This is a genomic window from Bacillus sp. SJZ110, from assembly GCF_006715455.1.
GTDB classification, from domain to species: Bacteria; Bacillota; Bacilli; order Bacillales; family Bacillaceae; genus Bacillus; species Bacillus subtilis.
In genome coordinates this window covers 1-16,914 of record NZ_VFNF01000005.1, presented here as the reverse complement: position 1 = coordinate 16,914, position 16,914 = coordinate 1, and the positions used below count along the sequence as shown (strand labels likewise).

General features: G+C 44.0%; 19 protein-coding genes and 2 other annotated features (1 of these 21 only partly in view). Of the genes, 18 read left to right on the top strand and 1 reads right to left on the bottom strand.

Features of this window, described 5'->3' with window-relative positions; all coding sequences use genetic code 11:
* Nucleotides 1-129, top strand: a binding site (T-box leader); it begins 94 nt to the left of the window's first position.
* Nucleotides 130-188: 59 nt separating this feature from the next.
* The 16 genes from valS to rpmA all read left to right on the top strand — a co-directional run bounded on the left by valS (nt 189) and on the right by rpmA (nt 14,615).
* Nucleotides 189-2,831, top strand: a complete 2,643-nt coding sequence (gene valS / locus FB592_RS14820) for a valine--tRNA ligase (protein ID WP_141949719.1) — start codon at nt 189-191, stop codon at nt 2,829-2,831.
* 59 nt (nt 2,832-2,890) lie between these two features.
* On the top strand, nt 2,891-4,183 hold the full coding sequence (locus FB592_RS14815; RefSeq protein WP_141949716.1) for a bifunctional folylpolyglutamate synthase/dihydrofolate synthase: 1,293 nt from the start codon (nt 2,891-2,893) through the stop codon (nt 4,181-4,183).
* Between the two features lie 140 nt (nt 4,184-4,323).
* A complete protein-coding gene (locus FB592_RS14810; RefSeq protein ID WP_026113741.1) occupies nt 4,324-5,070 on the top strand; it encodes a prepilin peptidase in 747 nt (248 codons plus the stop codon).
* A 133-nt stretch (nt 5,071-5,203) separates the two neighbouring features.
* The gene (spoIIB, locus tag FB592_RS14805) at nt 5,204-6,202 is read left to right on the top strand and encodes a stage II sporulation protein SpoIIB (protein WP_141949714.1); all 999 of its coding nucleotides are present in this window, start codon (nt 5,204-5,206) and stop codon (nt 6,200-6,202) included.
* 152 nt (nt 6,203-6,354) lie between these two features.
* Entirely contained in the window at nt 6,355-6,924 is a 570-nt protein-coding gene (locus FB592_RS14800) for a Maf family nucleotide pyrophosphatase (RefSeq protein WP_004398496.1), read from the top strand.
* 36 nt (nt 6,925-6,960) lie between these two features.
* Nucleotides 6,961-7,656: a RadC family protein gene (radC, locus tag FB592_RS14795; protein WP_041351757.1), complete on the top strand. Its 696-nt coding sequence runs from the start codon at nt 6,961-6,963 to the stop codon at nt 7,654-7,656.
* A gap of 91 nt (nt 7,657-7,747) precedes the next feature.
* Complete coding sequence (gene mreB / locus FB592_RS14790) at nt 7,748-8,761, top strand: cell shape-determining protein MreB (RefSeq protein ID WP_003229650.1); 1,014 nt, start codon at nt 7,748-7,750, stop codon at nt 8,759-8,761.
* Nucleotides 8,762-8,791: 30 nt separating this feature from the next.
* Nucleotides 8,792-9,664, top strand: coding sequence for a rod shape-determining protein MreC (gene mreC / locus FB592_RS14785; RefSeq protein ID WP_141949712.1), 873 nt, complete (start codon nt 8,792-8,794; stop codon nt 9,662-9,664).
* Nucleotides 9,661-10,179: a rod shape-determining protein MreD gene (gene mreD / locus FB592_RS14780; protein WP_141949709.1), complete on the top strand. Its 519-nt coding sequence runs from the start codon at nt 9,661-9,663 to the stop codon at nt 10,177-10,179. Before mreC ends, mreD begins: the two co-directional genes overlap by 4 nt.
* Nucleotides 10,180-10,231: 52 nt before the next feature.
* Nucleotides 10,232-10,912 (top strand): septum site-determining protein MinC, encoded by a 681-nt coding sequence (gene minC, locus FB592_RS14775; RefSeq protein ID WP_004398901.1) that lies wholly within the window; start codon nt 10,232-10,234, stop codon nt 10,910-10,912.
* Between the two features lies 1 nt (nt 10,913).
* Nucleotides 10,914-11,720 (top strand): septum site-determining protein MinD, encoded by an 807-nt coding sequence (gene minD / locus FB592_RS14770; RefSeq protein WP_014664846.1) that lies wholly within the window; start codon nt 10,914-10,916, stop codon nt 11,718-11,720.
* 148 nt (nt 11,721-11,868) lie between these two features.
* Nucleotides 11,869-12,663, top strand: coding sequence for a stage IV sporulation protein SpoIVFA (spoIVFA, locus tag FB592_RS14765; RefSeq protein WP_004398684.1), 795 nt, complete (start codon nt 11,869-11,871; stop codon nt 12,661-12,663).
* Nucleotides 12,656-13,522, top strand: a complete 867-nt coding sequence (spoIVFB, locus tag FB592_RS14760) for a stage IV sporulation intramembrane metalloprotease SpoIVFB (protein ID WP_004398649.1) — start codon at nt 12,656-12,658, stop codon at nt 13,520-13,522. Before spoIVFA ends, spoIVFB begins: the two co-directional genes overlap by 8 nt.
* 57 nt (nt 13,523-13,579) lie before the next feature.
* Nucleotides 13,580-13,655 (top strand) — a sequence feature (ribosomal protein L21 leader region).
* Nucleotides 13,656-13,668: 13 nt separating this feature from the next.
* Nucleotides 13,669-13,977: a 50S ribosomal protein L21 gene (gene rplU, locus FB592_RS14755; protein WP_003229668.1), complete on the top strand. Its 309-nt coding sequence runs from the start codon at nt 13,669-13,671 to the stop codon at nt 13,975-13,977.
* Nucleotides 13,978-13,979: 2 nt separating this feature from the next.
* The gene (locus tag FB592_RS14750) at nt 13,980-14,318 is read left to right on the top strand and encodes a ribosomal-processing cysteine protease Prp (RefSeq protein WP_003229669.1); all 339 of its coding nucleotides are present in this window, start codon (nt 13,980-13,982) and stop codon (nt 14,316-14,318) included.
* 12 nt (nt 14,319-14,330) lie between these two features.
* Entirely contained in the window at nt 14,331-14,615 is a 285-nt protein-coding gene (gene rpmA / locus FB592_RS14745; RefSeq protein WP_003222623.1) for a 50S ribosomal protein L27, read from the top strand.
* A gap of 120 nt (nt 14,616-14,735) precedes the next feature.
* On the opposite strand, the gene FB592_RS14740 is transcribed toward rpmA, so the two are convergent.
* Nucleotides 14,736-14,858 carry a hypothetical protein gene (locus FB592_RS14740; protein ID WP_003229671.1) on the bottom strand — a complete coding sequence of 41 codons (123 nt, stop codon included), beginning with the start codon at nt 14,856-14,858 and terminating at the stop codon, nt 14,736-14,738.
* 77 nt (nt 14,859-14,935) lie between these two features.
* Here FB592_RS14740 and spo0B point away from each other — a divergent pair, with 77 nt between their 5' ends.
* Both spo0B and obgE read left to right on the top strand, forming a co-directional pair.
* Nucleotides 14,936-15,514, top strand: a complete 579-nt coding sequence (gene spo0B, locus FB592_RS14735) for a sporulation initiation phosphotransferase Sop0B (RefSeq protein WP_004399131.1) — start codon at nt 14,936-14,938, stop codon at nt 15,512-15,514.
* Between the two features lie 33 nt (nt 15,515-15,547).
* The gene (gene obgE / locus FB592_RS14730; protein WP_003229675.1) at nt 15,548-16,834 is read left to right on the top strand and encodes a GTPase ObgE; all 1,287 of its coding nucleotides are present in this window, start codon (nt 15,548-15,550) and stop codon (nt 16,832-16,834) included.
* Nucleotides 16,835-16,914 lie beyond the last annotated feature (80 nt).

Sequence of the window (16,914 nt, the reverse complement as noted above, 5' to 3'; positions counted from 1 at the left end):
GCCCGGGAGCATAATTTCTTGAAAGAAGAGTAGAGAAATTCGGGAAACACCCGTTATCCGTTATAAGTGCATGAACTGATAGAGTTCATGAAAAAAGGTGGTACCGCGAAAGAGCTTTTCGTCCTTTTACAGGGATGAAGAGCTCTTTTTTCGTTCTCAGCCATTTTTAAACATGCTGGAGGGTTATGATGGAAACGAATGAACAAACAATGCCGACGAAATATGATCCGGCAGCGGTTGAAAAAGACCGATATGATTTTTGGCTAAAAGGCAAATTTTTTGAAGCGGGCAGTGACCAGACAAAAGAGCCATACTCTGTTGTCATCCCGCCGCCAAACGTAACAGGAAGACTTCACCTTGGCCACGCATGGGACACAACGCTGCAAGACATTGTAACAAGAATGAAACGCATGCAGGGCTATGATGTGCTGTGGCTTCCAGGCATGGACCACGCCGGCATCGCGACACAGGCTAAAGTGGAGGCGAAACTTCGTGAAGAAGGCAAATCCCGCTACGATTTAGGCCGTGAAAAATTCCTCGAAGAAACGTGGAAGTGGAAGGAAGAATATGCTGACTTTATTCGCAGCCAGTGGGCGAAATTAGGTCTTGGCCTAGATTATTCCCGTGAACGTTTTACGCTGGATGAAGGCTTGAGCAAAGCGGTAAGAGAAGTATTCGTTAAGCTTTATAAAAAAGGCCTGATCTACAGAGGCGAATATATTATTAACTGGGACCCAGCGACAAAAACAGCCCTATCCGACATTGAGGTGATTTACAAGGATGTTCAAGGCGCGTTCTATCATATGAGCTATCCGCTTGCTGACGGTTCAGGCTCAATTGAAATTGCGACGACACGTCCTGAAACAATGCTCGGTGATACAGCTGTTGCCGTTCACCCTGAAGACGAGCGCTATAAACACCTTATCGGAAAAACGGTGATCCTGCCGATTGTAAATCGTGAAATTCCGATTGTCGGTGATGACTATGTTGATATGGAATTTGGTTCAGGTGCCGTGAAAATTACGCCTGCTCATGATCCGAACGACTTCGAGCTTGGCAACCGCCACAATTTAGAACGCATCCTTGTCATGAATGAAGATGGCACGATGAATGAAAATGCGCTCCAATATCAAGGTATGGATCGTTTTGAATGCCGCAAAAAGCTCGTGAAAGATTTACAGGAGGCGGGAGTTCTCTTCAAGATCGAGGATCATATGCACTCTGTCGGCCATAGTGAACGAAGCGGGGCTGTTGTGGAGCCTTATCTTTCTACACAATGGTTTGTGCGCATGCAGCCGCTTGCTGATGCAGCGATTGAGCTGCAAAAGAAAGAAGAAAAGGTCAACTTTGTGCCTGACCGTTTCGAAAAAACGTATTTACACTGGATGGAAAACATCCGCGACTGGTGTATCTCCCGTCAATTGTGGTGGGGCCATCGTATTCCTGCCTGGTATCATAAAGAAACAGGCGAGCTATATGTCGGGCTTGAAGCGCCGGAAGACAGCGAAAATTGGGAACAGGATTCAGACGTACTGGATACATGGTTCAGTTCTGCGCTATGGCCTTTCTCCACAATGGGCTGGCCTGATGTAACGGCTGAAGACTTTAAACGCTACTATCCGACAGATGTTCTCGTGACAGGGTACGACATCATTTTCTTCTGGGTATCACGCATGATTTTCCAAGGCATTGAATTTACAGGCGAGCGCCCGTTCAAAGATGTTTTAATCCACGGCTTAATCCGTGACGAGCAAGGCCGGAAAATGAGTAAATCTCTTGGCAACGGTGTCGACCCGATGGATGTGATTGACAAGTACGGAGCCGATTCTCTGCGTTATTTCCTTGCGACTGGAAGCTCTCCTGGCCAGGATCTGCGCTTCAGCTATGAAAAAGTGGAATCGACCTGGAATTTTGCCAATAAAATTTGGAACGCCTCCCGTTTTGCATTAATGAATATGGATGGTATGACGTACGATGAGCTTGATCTGTCAGGCCAAAAGTCAGTCGCTGACAAGTGGATTTTAACGCGATTAAATGAAACGATCGAGCACGTGACCCAGCTTGCTGATCGATATGAATTTGGTGAAGTAGGACGCCATTTATATAACTTTATTTGGGATGATTTCTGTGATTGGTATATTGAAATGGCGAAGCTTCCGCTTTATGGAGAAGACGAAGCGGCTAAGAAAACTACCCGTTCCATCCTTGCTTACGTACTAGATCAAACGATGCGTCTGCTCCATCCGTTTATGCCATTCTTAACGGAGGAAATTTGGCAGCACCTTCCTCACCAAGGGGAATCGATTACAGTAAGTCAATGGCCTGTAGTAGTGCCGGAGCATACCGATACTGAAGCGGCAGCTGACATGAAGCTTCTTGTTGAGCTGATCCGTTCTGTGCGCAATATCCGCAGTGAAGTCAATACGCCAATGAGCAAGCAGGTTGAACTGTACATTAAAACAAGCACAGACGAAATAGCAGCCCGCCTCGAAGCGAACCGTTCATATGTTGAACGCTTTACGAATCCGAGCGTGCTTAAAATCGGCACCGATATTGAGGCTGTTGATAAGGCGATGACGGCCGTTGTCTCAGGAGCAGAGGTTATTCTTCCGCTTGAAGGCTTAATCAATATTGATGAAGAAATTGCCCGTCTGCAAAAAGAATTTGATAAACTGACAAAAGAAGTTGAGCGTGTCCAAAAGAAACTTGGAAATGAAGGATTTATGAAAAAAGCGCCTGCACACGTAATTGATGAAGAACGTGAAAAAGAAAAAGATTATGTGGCGAAGCGTGACGCTGTTCAAAAACGAATGGCTGAGCTGAAGGGTTAATGAAAAGCCGGGGCGGTTTCTAGAGAAACCGCCTTGTCTTATAAAAGAGGGGATTATCATTGTTTACTGCATATCAAGATGCGCGCAGCTGGATTCACGGGAGGCTGAAATTCGGGGTGAAGCCTGGACTTGGCCGAATGAAACAGCTGATGGCGCGGTTAGGACATCCTGAAAAAAAAATCCGAGCGTTCCACGTCGCAGGAACAAACGGTAAAGGATCAACTGTCGCTTTTATCCGTTCTATGCTGCAGGAAGCCGGATATACGGTTGGAACATTTACATCGCCTTATATTATTACGTTTAATGAAAGGATCAGCGTAAACGGGATACCGATTTTAGATGAGGAATGGACAGCACTCGTCAATCAAATGAAACCGCACGTTGAAGCCCTTGATCAAACGGAATACGGACAGCCGACAGAATTTGAAATTATGACAGCTTGTGCATTTTTATATTTTGCAGAGTTTCATAAGGTCGATTTTGTTATTTTTGAAACAGGTCTGGGCGGTAGATTCGATTCTACTAATGTGGTTGAACCGCTCTTAACTGTGATTACAAGCATCGGACACGATCATATGAACATTTTGGGAAACACCATTGAAGAAATTGCAGGAGAAAAGGCCGGTATTATTAAAGAAGGTATTCCAATCGTTACAGCAGTTACCCAGCCGGAAGCTTTACAGGTCATCCGCCATGAAGCCGAACGGCATGCTGCGCCGTTCCAGTCATTGCATGATGCATGTGTTATTTTCAATGAAGAGGCTCTGCCTGCAGGAGAACAGTTTTCATTCAAAACGGAAGAGAAATGCTATGAAGATATTCGGACATCTCTGATTGGCACCCATCAAAGACAAAATGCTGCTTTGTCCATTTTGGCTGCGGAGTGGCTCAATAAGGAGAATATCGCCCATATCAGTGACGAAGCGTTAAGGAGCGGGCTTGTGAAGGCTGCTTGGCCGGGACGGTTAGAGCTTGTTCAGGAACATCCTCCGGTATATTTAGACGGTGCGCATAACGAAGAAGGTGTTGAAAAGCTGGCGGAAACGATGAAGCAGCGTTTCGCCAATTCACGCATTTCTGTGGTGTTTAGCGCGTTAAAGGACAAACCGTATCAGAACATGATTAAAAGACTGGAAACCATTGCTCATGCGATTCATTTTGCTTCTTTTGATTTCCCCCGTGCTTCTCTTGCAAAAGATCTCTATGATGCAAGTGAAATCAGCAATAAAAGCTGGAGTGAAGATCCAGACGATGTGATCAAATTCATAGAAAGTAAAAAGGGCTCAAATGAAATTGTGCTGATTACCGGATCTCTTTACTTTATTTCTGACATTCGAAAAAGGTTGAAATAAAAGCATCCGGCTCCGGCAGAATCAAAAAAAAGATTCTGCCGTTTTTTTTATGTGTAAAATTGAATATTCCCAATTGGAGCTCAGGATGTCCATTTTGCTACAATCCATACCAGAACTCAATGAGTAAAGGTGTGTTGTCTATGCTATCCATTCTTTTTATCTTTGGGCTGATCCTTGGTTCTTTTTACTATACGGCCGGGTGCCGTATCCCCTTACATCTATCTATTATTGCGCCTCGTTCATCATGCCCGTTTTGCCGGCGGACATTAACTCCTGCAGAATTAATTCCCATCCTGTCATTCCTATTTCAAAAAGGTAAATGTAAAAGCTGCGGGCATAGGATTTCTTTTATGTATCCCGCAGCAGAGCTTGTGACAGCGTGTTTATTTGCCGCCGCAGGAATACGCTTTGGCACGTCGCTGGAACTGTTTCCCGCTGTGGTGTTTATCTCTCTTCTCATTATTGTTGCAGTGACAGATCTTCATTTTATGCTGATTCCAAATCGAATATTGATTTTCTTTCTTCCCTTTTTGGCGGCCGCGAGATTGATTTCTCCGCTTGATTCCTGGTATGCAGGCCTGTTAGGTGCGGCAGCCGGATTTCTGTTTCTGGCTGTAATTGCCGCAATCACCCATGGGGGAGTAGGGGGAGGAGATATTAAATTATTTGCGGTGATTGGCTTTGTGCTTGGTGTGAAGATGCTGGCAGCTGCCTTTTTCTTTTCAGTTTTGATAGGTGCATTATATGGAGCGGCAGCTGTTCTGACTGGTAGACTCGCTAAAAGGCAGCCGCTTCCCTTCGCCCCCGCTATAGCCGCAGGGAGCATTTTAGCCTATTTATACGGTGACTCTATCATTTCTTTTTATATCAAAATGGCATTGGGCTGACGGCTGAAAAATTTGACGAACGTTTTTTGGACAAGGCGACAAAAGTCTTGTTCTTTTTTTCTTTGCCTGTGCTAAAGTGTGTAGCATGAAAAGCCGACAAGAACGGTCAAGCAAATGAAGGGAGGAAGCGGAATTGAAAAAAAGAAAGAATAAAAAAAACAGTAAAGCCGCAGAAAAAGCCCTCAAGGTGACGATTAATGGAAAAGAAGAGACGGTTTACGAACAAGAGACGCCTGAGACAGAGGCGGATAAAAGCATGACATTTTCAAATTGGGAGGAAAAAAGACAGGCAGAACAAGAGGTTGCGGCATCCCAGGAACATCCTGATGAAGATGAATTCAATTGGGATTCCGAGGAGGACAAGGTGTTTAAAGAGGACCCTAAAGTTGTTCCTCCTTTTCAAAAGAAAAAAACAAAGCTTTATGCAAAAGGAAAGACCGGGGCTGCCAAACCGGTAAAAAGAGTGGCCGCGACGATTGCCTTCGCGGCTGTCATTGGCACTGGATTAGGGTTATTCGCGTTAAACATATCGGGGAATAAAGAAGCGTCAGCACCGGCCTCTTTAGAGGATTCTTTAGGCAGCCAAACGGCAAAAGCAGGAGATACTTCAACTGAAAAACAAACTTCTGGCGCAGAAAAACAAGCGGCGCAAACTGAAGGTACATATAAAACATACGCTGTACAAGCCGGAAAATTTTCAAATGAAAAGGGTGCCGAAACGTTAACAGAACAATTGACCGAAAAAGGATATTCCGCCGTGTCACTGTCAAAGGATGACGGGTATACGTATGTCATCGCGGGCTTAGCCAGTGATAAGGAGGTCTCACAGCAGTTAGGACAGGTTTTAATCGACAGTGATTTTGAAGCCTGGGGAGGCAAGGAGCTTTCCTTATCAATAGAGTCAGATATGACAGATTCTTTTAAGGAAACAGCGGAGCTTGCAGCAAAGGCGATTCTCGGCGAAGACATTACAAAAGCGAGTGTAGAGAAAATAGAAAAGTCGCTTGGTGAAACAAAAGCGTCAGAAACAGGAGAGAAAAAAGCGATTTTGCAGGCTTTAAAGGAATTAGAGGATCCAAGTGCTGAAGCCGGGTGGAAGGCTCAGCAGGAGCTGTTAGCCGTCGTAAAATAAGAGATAGTGCCCTGAGCCTTCGTCCTTTAGTGACAGGCTTTTTTTATTTTGTCATGAAAAAGTTATTTTTCTGAAATTGTGACAAGCCTCGTGATTTGGTAGGATAAACGAGTATCTTTTTTTCTTAAGCAAACCCTGAAAGGATGACGAACATGACAAAACCGCTAATACTTGCATCACAATCTCCGCGCAGGAAAGAACTCCTCGATCTTCTCCAGCTGCCCTACTCCATTATTGTCAGTGAAGTAGAAGAAAAATTAAATCGAAACTTTTCACCAGAAGAAAACGTCCAATGGTTGGCAAAACAAAAAGCTAAGGCTGTAGCTGATCTCCACCCGCATGCAATCGTTATCGGTGCTGATACAATGGTATGCCTTGACGGCGAATGTCTTGGCAAACCGCAGGATCAAGAAGAAGCTGCTTCTATGCTGCGGAGGCTTTCAGGCCGAAGTCACTCAGTAATAACCGCGGTCAGCATTCAAGCTGAAAATCACAGCGAGACTTTTTATGATAAGACAGAAGTTGCGTTTTGGTCCCTCAGTGAAGAAGAGATTTGGACGTATATTGAAACAAAAGAGCCGATGGATAAAGCAGGTGCATACGGCATCCAAGGAAGAGGCGCGCTTTTTGTAAAGAAAATAGACGGAGATTATTATTCAGTCATGGGCCTTCCTATATCAAAAACAATGAGAGCTCTTCGCCATTTTGATATAAGGGCATGACGGTTCTATAAACGGGAAGGGAAAGAAAAGGAGTGCTTGGTCATACACGATCTGCCATTAAAACTCAAAGATTTCCCAATGAGAGAAAAGCCAAGAGAACGGCTCCTGAAAGTCGGAGCCGAGAACTTAGCGAATCATGAACTTTTGGCTATATTATTGCGGACAGGGACTAAACACGAATCTGTTTTGGACCTGTCAAACCGGCTGCTGCGCTCATTTGACGGACTGCGCCTGCTCAAGGAAGCATCGGTTGAAGAGCTGTCAAGCATCCCGGGAATCGGTATGGTAAAAGCGATTCAAATACTGGCTGCAGTTGAGCTTGGAAGCCGGATTCACAAATTAGCCAACGAAGAACATTTCGTTATTCGCTCCCCGGAAGACGGCGCTAATCTCGTCATGGAGGATATGCGCTTTTTAACCCAGGAGCATTTTGTCTGTTTATACTTAAATACAAAAAATCAAGTCATCCATAAACGCACCGTATTTATCGGAAGCCTGAATTCATCTATTGTCCATCCGCGAGAGGTGTTTAAAGAAGCGTTTAAACGATCTGCCGCTTCCTTTATCTGTGTTCATAATCATCCTTCTGGAGATCCGACGCCGAGCAGGGAAGATATTGAAGTGACAAGACGGCTGTTTGAATGCGGAAACCTGATTGGCATCGAGCTGCTTGACCATTTGGTGATCGGGGATAAAAAATTTGTGAGTTTAAAGGAAAAAGGATATTTGTAACACTTTTTTTTTCGTCGAATTAAGCTATAATAGAGTTTATGAGTTTTTCCCTTTAGGGTATTTTTGCTTTAAGAAAGGAAGATACATACATATGTTTGGAATTGGTGCTAGAGACCTTGGTATAGATCTTGGAACTGCGAATACGCTTGTTTTTGTAAAAGGAAAAGGAATTGTTGTGAGAGAGCCGTCAGTTGTCGCTTTGCAGACGGATACGAAATCGATTGTCGCTGTCGGAAATGATGCGAAAAATATGATTGGACGGACACCGGGCAACGTGGTGGCTCTTCGCCCGATGAAAGACGGCGTTATCGCTGATTATGAAACAACGGCGACGATGATGAAATATTACATCAATCAGGCCATAAAAAATAAAGGCATGTTTGCCAGAAAACCATATGTAATGGTATGTGTCCCATCAGGCATTACAGCTGTTGAAGAACGCGCTGTTATCGATGCGACAAGACAGGCCGGAGCGCGTGACGCGTATCCGATTGAAGAGCCTTTTGCCGCAGCAATCGGAGCCAATCTGCCAGTTTGGGAACCGACTGGAAGCATGGTTGTTGATATCGGGGGCGGTACGACAGAAGTTGCGATTATTTCCCTCGGAGGCATCGTAACGTCTCAGTCAATCCGTGTAGCCGGTGATGAGATGGACGACGCAATTATTAACTACATCAGAAAAACGTACAACCTGATGATCGGTGACCGTACGGCTGAAGCGATTAAAATGGAAATCGGATCTGCAGAAGCTCCTGAAGAATCCGACAACATGGAAATCCGCGGACGCGATTTGCTCACAGGTCTGCCGAAAACAATTGAAATTACAGGAAAAGAGATTTCTAATGCTCTACGTGACACTGTATCTACAATTGTCGAAGCAGTGAAGAGCACACTCGAAAAAACACCGCCTGAGCTTGCAGCAGATATCATGGACAGAGGTATAGTGTTAACCGGCGGCGGAGCGCTTTTGCGCAATTTAGACAAAGTCATCAGCGAAGAAACAAAAATGCCGGTCCTTATCGCCGAAGACCCGCTTGATTGTGTAGCGATCGGAACAGGGAAAGCACTGGAGCACATCCATCTTTTCAAAGGGAAAACTAGATAATCGGGAGTTCAATAGAAGAGGTGTAACACGATGCCGAATAAGCGGTTAATGCTATTACTTCTGTGTATTATCATATTGGTGGCTATGATTGGATTTTCGCTGAAGGGCGGCCGCAATACCACCTGGCCTGAGAAAGTGATCGGCGATACGACGGGAGTATTTCAAAATATTTTTCATACGCCTGCCGAATTTTTTGCAGGAATATTTGAGAACATCAATGGTTTAAAAAACACATACAAAGAAAACGAGCGTCTAAGAGAAAAACTTGACGGACAGACACAATATGAAGCCAAGCTTCAAGAGCTTGAAGAAGAAAACAAATCCTTGCGTGACGAGCTTGGCCATGTCAAATCGATTAAAGATTACAAGCCGATTTTAGCAACGGTCATCGCCAGAAGCCCTGATAATTGGGCCAAACAGGTCACCATTAACAAGGGGACTCAGCAAAACGTAGCGAAAGATATGGCCGTTACAAACGAAAAAGGCGCATTAATCGGCAAGATCAAAAACTCCGGACTTAACAATTTTACGTCTACTGTTCAGCTTTTAAGCGATACTGACCGCAATAACAGAGTCGCGACAAAAATTTCCGGAAAAAAAGGCAGCAAAGGCTACGGCTTGATCGAAGGATATGACAAAGAGAAAAAACGTCTTAAGATGACAATTATTGAGCGTAAGGATAAACAAGACGTGAAAAAAGGCGATCTTATTGAAACATCAGGGACAGGCGGTGTTTTCCCAGAAGGGCTGACAATCGGTGAAGTGACTGATATCGAGTCAGATTCCTATGGATTAACGAAGGTTGCTTATGTAAAACCTGCGGCTGACCTTACAGATTTAAATAATGTGATCGTTGTTAACCGTGACGTGCCGACTGTCGATACAGAGGAGGAAGGATCGTGAAACGTTTCCTTCTCCCTTTCGTTATGATGCTTGTTTTTTCTGCGGAAAGCATTTTTACAGATTTGGTGCATTTTCCTTTCGTTACAGATGACCAAGTGCTCGCCCCGCGTTTTTTGATGCTTGTATTGATATTCATGTCGGCTTTTATCAACCAAAAACACGCGATGATTTACGGATTTATTTTTGGTTTTCTATATGACATGAACTATACAAGTCTATTAGGCGTTTACATGTTTGGTTTTGCAGGGCTATGTTATTTGGCTTCAAAAGCGTTTAAAGTGTTGCATACAAACGCATTTGTAGTGATATTGATAGCAGTTCTGGCTGTCTGTCTGCTCGAATTTTACATATTCGGCATTCAGTCTTTGATTCATAAAGATATTATGACGTTTAACGGATTTGTGCTTGACCGGTTTATACCGACAATTTTATTAAATATTGCAGCAGCTCTTATTCTTGTTCTGCCATTTAGATTGTTTTTTATGAGTCTAAAGAAAGAATTGAGAGATGAGTAAAAAGGATTTTATCTTTTTTTGACGAAATGAGTATGTTGTTGAGGTGAATATTGTGAAGACCAAAAAGCAGCAATATGTAACAATAAAAGGAACAAAGAATGGACTAACATTGCATCTGGATGATGCGTGTTCTTTTGATGAGCTTCTCGATGGTCTTCAGAATATGCTGTCAATTGAACAATATACCGATGGAAAAGGCCAGAAAATCAGCGTTCATGTTAAGCTGGGAAATCGCTTTTTATATAAGGAGCAAGAGGAACAGCTAACCGAATTGATTGCGTCAAAGAAAGATTTGTTTGTTCATTCTATTGACAGTGAAGTCATTACTAAAAAAGAAGCACAGCAGATAAGAGAGGAAGCCGAAATTATTTCTGTTTCAAAAATTGTCCGTTCAGGCCAAGTGCTGCAGGTAAAAGGCGACTTGCTCCTGATCGGTGACGTGAATCCCGGCGGAACAGTCAGGGCCGGAGGGAACATTTTTGTTCTGGGCTCACTGAAAGGAATCGCGCATGCCGGATTTAATGGAAATAATCAAGCGGTCATCGCCGCCTCTGAAATGCTTCCGACACAATTAAGAATCAATCATGTGTTAAATCGCTCCCCAGACCACATTCAAAAAGGGAACGAAATGGAATGTGCTTATTTAGATACAGACGGAAATATGGTCATTGAACGCCTTCAACATTTGGCTCATTTAAGACCTGATCTAACAAGGCTTGAGGGAGGAATGTGAATTGGGTGAGGCTATCGTAATAACTTCGGGAAAAGGCGGAGTAGGTAAGACAACAACATCTGCGAACCTCGGTACCGCCTTAGCCATTTTAGGGAAGCGCGTATGCTTAGTAGATACTGATATAGGACTGCGCAACCTTGATGTTGTAATGGGTCTTGAAAATAGAATTATTTACGATCTGGTAGACGTTGTAGAGGGCAGATGCAAAATGCATCAGGCGCTCGTAAAAGACAAACGTTTCGATGATCTGCTCTATTTAATGCCCGCTGCTCAAACGAGCGATAAGACAGCTGTTGCTCCTGAACAAATTAAAAACATGGTCCAAGAGCTCAAACAGGAATTTGACTATGTCATCATAGACTGTCCTGCCGGAATCGAGCAAGGGTACAAAAATGCCGTTTCCGGAGCTGATAAAGCGATTGTGGTCACTACGCCTGAAATCTCAGCTGTTCGTGATGCTGACCGTATTATAGGGCTGCTGGAGCAAGAAGAAAATGTTGAATCGCCGCGGCTTGTTGTAAACAGAATCAGAAATCACCTGATGAAAAACGGTGACACGATGGATATCGACGAAATCGTACAGCATCTGTCGATCGATTTGCTAGGAATCGTGGCTGATGATGATGAAGTCATCAAAGCTTCCAACCATGGTGAACCGATTGCGATGGACCCGAAAAATCGCGCTTCTATTGCATATCGCAATATTGCCCGCCGCATTTTAGGTGAATCTGTTCCTTTACAGGTGCTTGAAGAGCAAAACAAAGGAATGATGGCTAAAATTAAGTCATTTTTCGGAGTAAGATCTTAATGTGATAGAATCAAAGAGAAGAATCTGACAAAGCATATGCTGTGTCAGGTTTTTTTGTTTTTGCCTGCTTTGTTCTTGACTAAACCGAATATTTGCCATGGACAAGACATATGATGTACAAACCCAACGAATGCAAAGGATGATGGCAATGAGTCACAGAGCAGATGAAATCAGAAAACGATTAGAGAAAAGAAGAAAGCAGCTTTCCGGCTCAAAACGTTTCTCTACTCAGACAGTTTCTGAAAAGCAGAAACCCCCGTCCTGGGTGATGGTAACGGATCAGGAAAAGCATGGAACACTTCCGGTCTACGAAGATAACATGCCAACATTCAACGGAAAACACCCATTGGTGAAAACAGATTCAATTATCCTGAAATGTCTTCTGTCGGCCTGCCTAGTTCTCGTTTCAGCTATAGCCTATAAAACAAACATTGGACCCGTCAGTCAGATTAAACCCGCCGTAGCCAAAACCTTTGAAACTGAATTTCAATTTGCCTCAGCAAGCCATTGGTTCGAAACCAAATTCGGAAATCCGCTTGCTTTCCTGGCTCCTGAACACAAAAATAAGGAACAGCAGATTGAAGTAGGCAAAGATCTGATCGCGCCTGCATCCGGGAAAGTACAGCAGGATTTTCAGGATAATGGGGAAGGAATAAAAGTCGAAACAAGCAGCGATAAGATTGATAGCGTAAAAGAAGGCTATGTGGTTGAAGTCAGCAAAGACAGCCAGACGGGACTGACGGTTAAGGTGCAGCATGCTGACAACACCTATAGTATCTATGGCGAGCTCAAAGATGTTGATGTTGCTTTATATGATTTTGTGGATAAAGGCAAAAAACTCGGTTCGATTAAGCTTGATGATCATAATAAAGGGGTCTATTATTTTGCCATGAAAGACGGCGATAAATTTATTGATCCGATTCAGGTGATTTCATTTGAATAAATGGCTCGACCTTATCTTAAAGATCCATGTGCATCCTTTTCTTTGGATTATCGCGGCGCTGGGATTGCTCACAGGCCATATGAAAGCATTATTATGTCTGCTCCTGATTGTATTGATTCATGAGCTGGGGCATGCTGCTCTGGCTGTGTTTTTTTCTTGGAGAATCAAGCGTGTTTTTTTGCTGCCGTTTGGGGGAACGGTCGAAGTGGAAGAGCACGGGAATCGGCCGTTAAAGGAAGAGTTTGCGGTCATTATTGCCGGCCCTCTTCAGCACATCTGGCTTCAGTTTGCCGCCTGGATGCTTGCTGAAGTCTCAGTGATTCATCAGCATACCTTTGAACTCTTCACCTTTTATAATCTTTCTATCTTATTTGTCAATTTACTGCCGATCTGGCCGCTGGATGGAGGAAAACTGTTATTTTTGTTGTTTTCCAAACAGCTGCCTTTTCAAAAGGCTCACCGGCTTAATCTAAAAACGTCGCTCTGCTTCTGCCTGTTGCTCGGGTGCTGGGTTTTATTCGTGATTCCTCTGCAAATCAGCGCATGGGTTTTGTTTGTCTTTCTGGCTGTTTCCTTGTTTGAGGAATATCGGCAAAGGCATTATATCCATGTGAGATTTCTCCTCGAAAGGTATTACGGAAAAAACAGGGAGCTTGAGAAACTTCTGCCGCTGACTGTAAAGGCGGAGGATAAAGTCTATCATGTGATGGCCGAGTTCAAACGTGGCTGTAAGCATCCGATTATTATAGAAAAATCAGGCCAAAAGCTCAGCCAGCTTGACGAGAATGAAGTGCTGCACGCTTACTTTGCCGATAAGCGGACGAATTCTTCCATGGAGGAACTGCTTCTGCCCTACTAAAACTGATTGACAAACGCCTTGTATTTTGGTATATTTTTTAATGTTATGGATGTAGCACCATTGCTACAACCGCTCAGTACAGGTGTTAAGAGCTTTTACAGCCCCCTGGTATCTGGCGAGTCTTAGTCTAATAGGAGGTGCAGAGAATGTACGCAATCATTAAAACAGGCGGTAAACAAATCAAAGTTGAAGAAGGCCAAACTGTTTACATCGAAAAACTTGCTGCTGAAGCAGGTGAAACAGTTACTTTTGAAGACGTTTTGTTTGTTGGCGGAGACAACGTGAAAGTCGGCAACCCTACAGTTGAAGGCGCAACAGTAACGGCTAAAGTTGAAAAACAAGGCCGCGCGAAAAAAATCACTGTTTTCAGATACAAACCAAAGAAAAACGTTCATAAAAAACAAGGTCATCGTCAGCCTTACACTAAAGTGACGATCGAAAAAATCAACGCGTAAGCATGATTCAGGCAACAATCAGAAGGTCTCATGATAAAGGCATATTGTCTTTTGAAATGACAGGCCATGCGAATTTTGCTGAACATGGACAAGATCTTGTTTGTGCCGGAGTGACAGCCGTTGTGTTTGGAGCCGTTAACGCGGTCATTGTGCTCGCGGGCTTCGAGCCGCTTCTTGATATAGGGGAGGACGGGGGTTATTTTTATTTTGAATTCCCTGAATCTCTTGATCCAGAGGCACGCCAAAAAGCTCAGCTGCTGATTGAAGGCATGATTGTTTCGCTGGAGACAATCGAACGGGATTACAAAGACAACTTGCGTGTGACCACAAACATAATATAGGAGGTGAGCTACATGCTTAGATTAGATCTTCAGTTTTTCGCTTCTAAAAAAGGAGTAGGTTCTACAAAGAACGGACGTGACTCTGAGGCTAAACGTTTAGGTGCTAAACGTGCTGACGGTCAATTCGTAACAGGCGGTTCTATCCTTTACCGTCAACGCGGAACAAAAATTTACCCAGGTGAAAACGTGGGCCGCGGCGGAGATGACACTCTATTTGCGAAAATCGACGGAACTGTTAAATTCGAACGTTTCGGCCGTGACCGCAAAAAAGTGAGCGTATATCCTGTAGCTCAATAATGATTCAAAAAACTCCGGTCGATGATGACTGGAGTTTTTTTTGCAATATGCGGAGTAAACACCTAGAATGAAATGCAGAGTATGTGCGAGCAGACCCCGCCAAGAATGAGAATAAACATCTCAAACCCACTGGATATGTTCCCCAAGCAGTAATACATAAAATGTTCTGCCTGGCTGCAAATCAACCAAAGCCAGAAAAAAGGAACATGATATTTCTGGGAAAAACAATTGTTTTTCTAACAAAGCCTTCTCTGTTATAATTCATAATACACACTTATACAGACTCCTAAATAAGAAATTAAATGATTGGGAGTGCGAAAATGAAGGATGTTTCAAAAAATCAAGAAGAAAATATAAGCGACACGGCATTAACAAACGAACTGATTCATCTGCTTGGCCATTCCCGGCATGATTGGATGAATAAGCTGCAGCTGATTAAAGGAAACTTAAGCTTACAGAAGTATGACCGTGTCTTTGAAATGATTGAAGAAATGGTTATAGACGCAAAGCACGAATCAAAGCTCTCAAACCTGAAAACACCGCATTTGGCGTTTGATTTTCTTACGTTTAATTGGAAAACCCATTATATGACGCTTGAATATGAAGTTCTCGGAGAAATTAAGGATTTGTCGGCTTATGATCAAAAGCTGGCGAAACTGATGAGAAAGCTGTTTCATCTGTTTGATCAAGCAGTCAGCAGAGAGAGTGAAAATCATTTAACGGTTTCGCTTCAAACGGATCATCCTGACAGACAGCTGATTCTGTACCTTGATTTTCACGGCGCCTTTGCCGATCCATCTGCTTTTGATGATATTCGGCAGAATGGATATGAGGACGTTGATATCATGCGTTTTGAAATCACCAGTCACGAATGTCTGATTGAAATTGGGTTGGACTAGCGGAGTTTTTAACGGTTTAGAACGGAGGACATTATGTTTGTAGATCAGGTCAAAGTATATGTAAAAGGCGGCGACGGCGGCAACGGTATGGTTGCGTTTCGCCGTGAAAAATATGTGCCGAAAGGCGGCCCTGCCGGCGGTGACGGAGGAAAGGGAGGAGACGTCGTTTTTGAAGTAGATGAAGGTCTCCGCACCCTGATGGATTTTAGATACAAAAAACACTTTAAAGCGATTCGCGGCGAGCATGGCATGTCCAAAAACCAGCACGGACGAAATGCTGATGATATGGTCATTAAAGTTCCGCCGGGCACCGTTGTGACAGACGATGATACAAAACAGGTCATCGCTGATTTAACAGAGCACGGACAGCGGGCTGTCATTGCAAGAGGCGGAAGAGGCGGAAGAGGGAATAGCCGCTTTGCTACACCGGCTAATCCCGCGCCTCAGCTTTCAGAAAACGGCGAGCCGGGAAAAGAACGCTACATTGTTCTTGAATTAAAAGTGCTTGCAGATGTCGGACTTGTCGGGTTCCCGAGTGTGGGAAAATCTACTTTGCTGTCTGTTGTCTCATCTGCAAAACCGAAAATTGCGGACTATCACTTTACAACGCTTGTCCCGAATCTCGGCATGGTTGAAACGGATGACGGACGCAGCTTTGTCATGGCCGATTTGCCGGGGCTGATTGAAGGCGCACACCAAGGCGTCGGACTGGGCCACCAGTTTTTGCGCCATATTGAACGGACGAGGGTTATTGTTCACGTCATTGACATGTCAGGCTTAGAAGGCCGCGATCCGTATGAGGATTATCTTACGATTAACCAGGAGCTGAGCGAGTACAATCTGCGTCTCACCGAGCGTCCGCAAATTATCGTTGCAAATAAAATGGACATGCCGGAGGCTGCGGAAAATCTCGAAGCCTTTAAAGAAAAGCTGACGGATGATTATCCGGTATTCCCGATCAGTGCGGTGACAAGAGAAGGTCTGCGTGAGCTTCTGTTTGAGGTTGCCAATCAGCTTGAGAACACACCGGAATTCCCGCTGTATGACGAGGAAGAGCTTACACAAAACCGTGTCATGTACACGATGGAAAATGAAGAAGTGCCATTTAACATTACACGCGATCCAGACGGTGTATTTGTGCTTTCAGGAGACAGCCTTGAGCGGTTATTCAAGATGACTGATTTCTCACGTGATGAATCGGTTAAACGGTTTGCAAGACAGATGCGCGGAATGGGTGTTGATGAAGCACTCAGAGAACGCGGAGCCAAGGATGGAGATATAATCAGGCTTCTGGAATTTGAATTTGAATTTATTGATTAATGAATGTTGGCTGAAAAGAGAGCCTGGTGTCAGGCTCTCTATTTTAAAGGGGGGATGCAAATGAAAGAGGAGACATTTTA

Excerpts from the sequence above, each read along its gene's own strand:
- valS (WP_141949719.1), top strand. The coding sequence starts at position 189 with ATGGAAACGAATGAACAAACAATGCCGACGAAATATGATCCGGCAGCG.
- FB592_RS14810 (WP_026113741.1), top strand. The coding sequence starts at position 4,324 with ATGCTATCCATTCTTTTTATCTTTGGGCTGATCCTTGGTTCTTTTTAC.
- FB592_RS14800 (WP_004398496.1), top strand. The coding sequence starts at position 6,355 with ATGACAAAACCGCTAATACTTGCATCACAATCTCCGCGCAGGAAAGAA.
- mreB (WP_003229650.1), top strand. The coding sequence starts at position 7,748 with ATGTTTGGAATTGGTGCTAGAGACCTTGGTATAGATCTTGGAACTGCG.
- mreC (WP_141949712.1), top strand. The coding sequence starts at position 8,792 with ATGCCGAATAAGCGGTTAATGCTATTACTTCTGTGTATTATCATATTG.
- spoIVFA (WP_004398684.1), top strand. The coding sequence starts at position 11,869 with ATGAGTCACAGAGCAGATGAAATCAGAAAACGATTAGAGAAAAGAAGA.
- rplU (WP_003229668.1), top strand. The coding sequence starts at position 13,669 with ATGTACGCAATCATTAAAACAGGCGGTAAACAAATCAAAGTTGAAGAA.
- FB592_RS14750 (WP_003229669.1), top strand. The coding sequence starts at position 13,980 with ATGATTCAGGCAACAATCAGAAGGTCTCATGATAAAGGCATATTGTCT.
- rpmA (WP_003222623.1), top strand. The coding sequence starts at position 14,331 with ATGCTTAGATTAGATCTTCAGTTTTTCGCTTCTAAAAAAGGAGTAGGT.
- spo0B (WP_004399131.1), top strand. The coding sequence starts at position 14,936 with ATGAAGGATGTTTCAAAAAATCAAGAAGAAAATATAAGCGACACGGCA.
- obgE (WP_003229675.1), top strand. The coding sequence starts at position 15,548 with ATGTTTGTAGATCAGGTCAAAGTATATGTAAAAGGCGGCGACGGCGGC.